Here is a 3422-nt window from a genome sequence, read left to right as displayed (position 1 = left end):
GGGGGGTGTCCCTATGTTTTTGTCAAGTGCCAGACCGATGTTGACGAGCACAGTCTTGGGAGTAGTTTCTTAGGCGTGCCTAGGAGCCGGCCAGCGTGTGCTGGTCGGCTTCGTCTTTGGGGCTTTATGCGGCGACGGGGCGTGGCGGGATTTCGCGGAAGAACTCCTTGTTTTTCAGCATCGCGTAGATGACATTGCATCGGCGTCGTGCCAGGCAGATGACTGCTGCGTTGTGGCGTTTTCCTTCAGCGCGTTTGCGTTCGTAATACCGCCGTGACGGTTCGTGGCTGCGGATAACTGCGAATGCGGAGTAGAACAAGGCGTTTTTCAGTCGTTTATTGCCTGACCGTGCCGGGAATTCACCTCTGATCGACGAACCGGATCGTCTAGTCACGGGTGCTATTCCAGCATAAGCAGCTAAGTGGCCAGCACTAGCGAAGTCGGAGCCATCACCGATCGCAAGAAGGATCTGCGCTGCGGTCTTGATGCCGACTCCGGGCATACTCATCAAGACCTCACAAAGAGGGAAATCAGCGAGCATCTCTTCAACCTGCTCAGCAATGGTGTTTCGTTGCTCTTTGAGGGCCTGGATGTTTGCAGCCAGTTGAGGAATTACTAACTCGGCGGCATCGCTTCCAGGCACGGTGACTGTTTGAGCTTTCAGCGCTGTAAAAATGTCGTCTACCAGCGGGGTGGGGTCTTTACGTGTGCGCTTGATCATCCAGTTCAACACTCGTTGGTATCCGGCTCTTTTTAGCCCCTGCGGTCCCTTGTAATGGATCAATAATTCCAGGATCGGCGTGCGAGTCAGGGTGCTACCAGCAAAAACTCGTTCCAGGCTGGGGTAGATCTGGGTGAGGACACTGCGAAGCCGATTGACAGTGCGAGTGCAATCGCGGGCGATGTCATCATCGAAGCCGGACAGCATCTTTAGGGCGGAGAGTACCTCATCATTGCGGTCGACGGCACGTAGCGTGTGGGGCATTGTGCGGGCGGTGTCGGCGATGATGAATGCGTCGCGTTTGTCTGTTTTTGCACGTCCCGGATAGAGATCTGCAGCTTTGCGCATCGCAAGACCTGGCAGGTATCCGACTTCGCAACCGCAGTCCCGGGCTACAGCAATCGGTAGTGCGCCGATGGTGTTGGGTTGGTCGACGATCACGAGCACGGTGCCAAGCTTCTGAAGCTGGTGAAAAACGCCTGCTAGTTCGGATTCGAGTTGAGGCAACGGTTTGTCGAAGACCTTGTTGCCATCACGGTCTAAGGCGCAGGCGTGGTGTTCAGATTTGCCGACGTCTAACCCAAGGAATATGTCGATGGAATGCTCCGGAGACATGATGAGCTCCTAGAAAACGAGATGGGTATGGCGTTGTTCCAGTCGCTGGTGTCATGACCTTCGTTGCAAGCACCCACGTTACAAAGAGACCTAGTTTAAAACTGGCCGTGTCCTTATCAGCTGTCATCGAAAGTCCTGGCACCCGGCGGCAACACCCCCCCGGATTATGGAAACTACAGGGCAGGTAAGCCATACCGGGACCAGCGACTATCCCCATTATCGGGGACACTCACAAGGTAACGGGGAGGGAGGGGGAAAGGGAAAATTAGGGGAAGGTAAACGACAAAAGTGTGCCGGGGGGCTGCCTGCCGGGATGGGGCGCGGTAGAAGTCGATGAATGGGGAAACCCTGGCCGTGAGTTGTTCTCGTGCCATGCGTCTGCGATTTACCTCAGTGATTGGTAATCCGTATGGCTGTAGCAACTTTGTCTGAACGGTGGAATACTGGGGGTATGGCAAACAACGACTCCGTTATTCAGAAACTGTCCACCGAAGAATCCCTTGAGCTGCTGGCTACGCAGACTTTTGGGCGACTGGTTGTTCGTCGTAAAGACGATATGGATCTTTTCCCGCTGAACTACGTCGTTCATGAGGGGAACATTTACTTCCGCACTGCCGAGGGGTCGAAGCTCTTTACTGTTTCTCTGAACCACGATGTTCTTTTTGAGGCCGACTTTGTTGACAAGGATGCTCAGAAGGCCTGGTCGGTCATCGTTAAGGGGGACGCAGAGGTTCTCACCTCCCGCGCTGATATTAACGCTGCAGATGAGCTGCCGCTGAAGCCCTGGCTGCCGACGTTGAAGTACAACTACGTGCGCATTACCCCGAACGATGTTTCGGGTCGCCATTTCCACCTCGGGGAGGAGCCGAATCGCTACGAAGTGTAGCGGCGGCATATGGCGCTTTTGCTTTACGACGGTGGGGGCTCCGTCGTGAAGCAAAGCTTGTAGCGTGCAAAGGCAGCTTTTAGTGACTGAGCACCGCCGTTAGCTGTTTTTTTAAAAAATTGTTGGGTTAAATTACCCAAAAGCGCCCTAAGTGAGATTCAACCCGTTACAGTCGCAAATGTGACGTGCACCATAGAATCGACCGATGGGGTGCCAGTGCAGCCCGATGTGCGCAGGCAGTCTCCACGTATGCAGAAGATCGTAGATGAAGCGCGCGCGATGCTGCGCGAATCGGGCTGGAGTGCTATTAGTATGCGCCGCCTAGCGGCGCGGCTCGATGTGAAGGCGCCATCGCTGTACAAGCACATCAGCGGCAAGGAAGAGCTCCTGCAGCTACTGCTGAACGAAAGTCTTGAGAATCTGGGTAAGCGCATTCATGCTGCCATTGATGAGGACTGCACTTCGGCATCCCTGCTCCAGGCGTACCGTCAGGCAGTTCTCGATGACCCGCATGGCTACCGTTTGATGAGTCGCACTAATTTCGTGAATGTTGCCTCGCCTTCGTCGTTGGATGCCTGGATTCGTGATGCATTCATTAAGGTTGCCGGCGATGAGCCTAAGGGGCTGGCCATGTGGGCGTTCGCCCACGGTTTGGTAACCGCCGAGCTCGTCCAGGATGGTTCACCTGCGCTGGAACCCAGCGCTGAAGCCGGTGCGGCAGACAGCTTGGCCGCAGTTGGGGCTATTTGGGACGCTGGCGCGGAGGCCTTCTCTTAAGGGGTTTGCTGCTCTGTCCGGGACGCTGAATCGGTGGCCCGGGGCAGCAGCCTAGCGCCACCAGGAATCGGCCGGTCCGGGCGGGACGGCTCGCTTGTGCCGGGAAATGGAGTAGAGGTGCTCGATTCGCGCGGCATCCTCATCTGAGACAGACTTGCCTTCGAGGTAGTCGTCGATGGCGGTATAGGTCACCCCGAGCGCAACTTCGTCGGGAAGCGCAGGTCGATCTTCTTCCAGGTCGGCCGTCGGCACCTTCTCCCACGTACTGGCTGGTGCGCCGAGGTGGCGGAGTAAGGCCGCGCCCTGGCGCTTGCTCAGCCCCTGCAGCGGGACGAGGTCGCAGGCGCCGTCGCCGTGCTTGGTGTAGAAGCCGGTGACCGCCTCCGCGGCGTGATCTGTGCCGATGACCAAAGCGCCGTCAAC

The 3422-nt window shown here is 56.7% G+C and carries 4 protein-coding genes; 2 read left to right on the top strand and 2 right to left on the bottom strand.

Annotated elements, in window-relative coordinates; genetic code table 11:
- Positions 1-124: 124 nt before the first annotated feature.
- Positions 125-1336 (bottom strand): IS110 family transposase, encoded by a 1212-nt coding sequence (locus tag ADB02_RS08920; RefSeq protein ID WP_011273191.1) that lies wholly within the window; start codon positions 1334-1336, stop codon positions 125-127.
- 451 nt (positions 1337-1787) lie between these two features.
- Between ADB02_RS08920 and ADB02_RS08915 the strand changes: the two genes are divergently transcribed.
- Together ADB02_RS08915 and ADB02_RS08910 are read left to right on the top strand one after the other, a co-directional pair.
- Positions 1788-2222 carry a pyridoxamine 5'-phosphate oxidase family protein gene (locus tag ADB02_RS08915; protein WP_049190686.1) on the top strand — a complete coding sequence of 145 codons (435 nt, stop codon included), beginning with the start codon at positions 1788-1790 and terminating at the stop codon, positions 2220-2222.
- A gap of 249 nt (positions 2223-2471) precedes the next feature.
- Positions 2472-2999 (top strand): TetR/AcrR family transcriptional regulator, encoded by a 528-nt coding sequence (locus ADB02_RS08910; protein ID WP_049190684.1) that lies wholly within the window; start codon positions 2472-2474, stop codon positions 2997-2999.
- Between the two features lie 51 nt (positions 3000-3050).
- Here ADB02_RS08910 and nadE read toward each other — a convergent pair.
- On the bottom strand, positions 3051-3422 hold a 372-nt coding region (gene nadE / locus ADB02_RS08905), incomplete at its 5' end, for an NAD(+) synthase (protein WP_049190681.1).

The organism is Corynebacterium sp. 212_CJEI (assembly GCF_001055915.1).
Lineage (GTDB): Bacteria > Actinomycetota > Actinomycetes > Mycobacteriales > Mycobacteriaceae > Corynebacterium > Corynebacterium jeikeium_D.
This window is presented reverse-complemented; position numbering and strand designations above follow the sequence as displayed.

Excerpts from the sequence above, each read along its gene's own strand:
- ADB02_RS08920 (WP_011273191.1), bottom strand. The coding sequence starts at position 1,336 with ATGTCTCCGGAGCATTCCATCGACATATTCCTTGGGTTAGACGTCGGC.
- ADB02_RS08915 (WP_049190686.1), top strand. The coding sequence starts at position 1,788 with ATGGCAAACAACGACTCCGTTATTCAGAAACTGTCCACCGAAGAATCC.
- ADB02_RS08910 (WP_049190684.1), top strand. The coding sequence starts at position 2,472 with ATGCAGAAGATCGTAGATGAAGCGCGCGCGATGCTGCGCGAATCGGGC.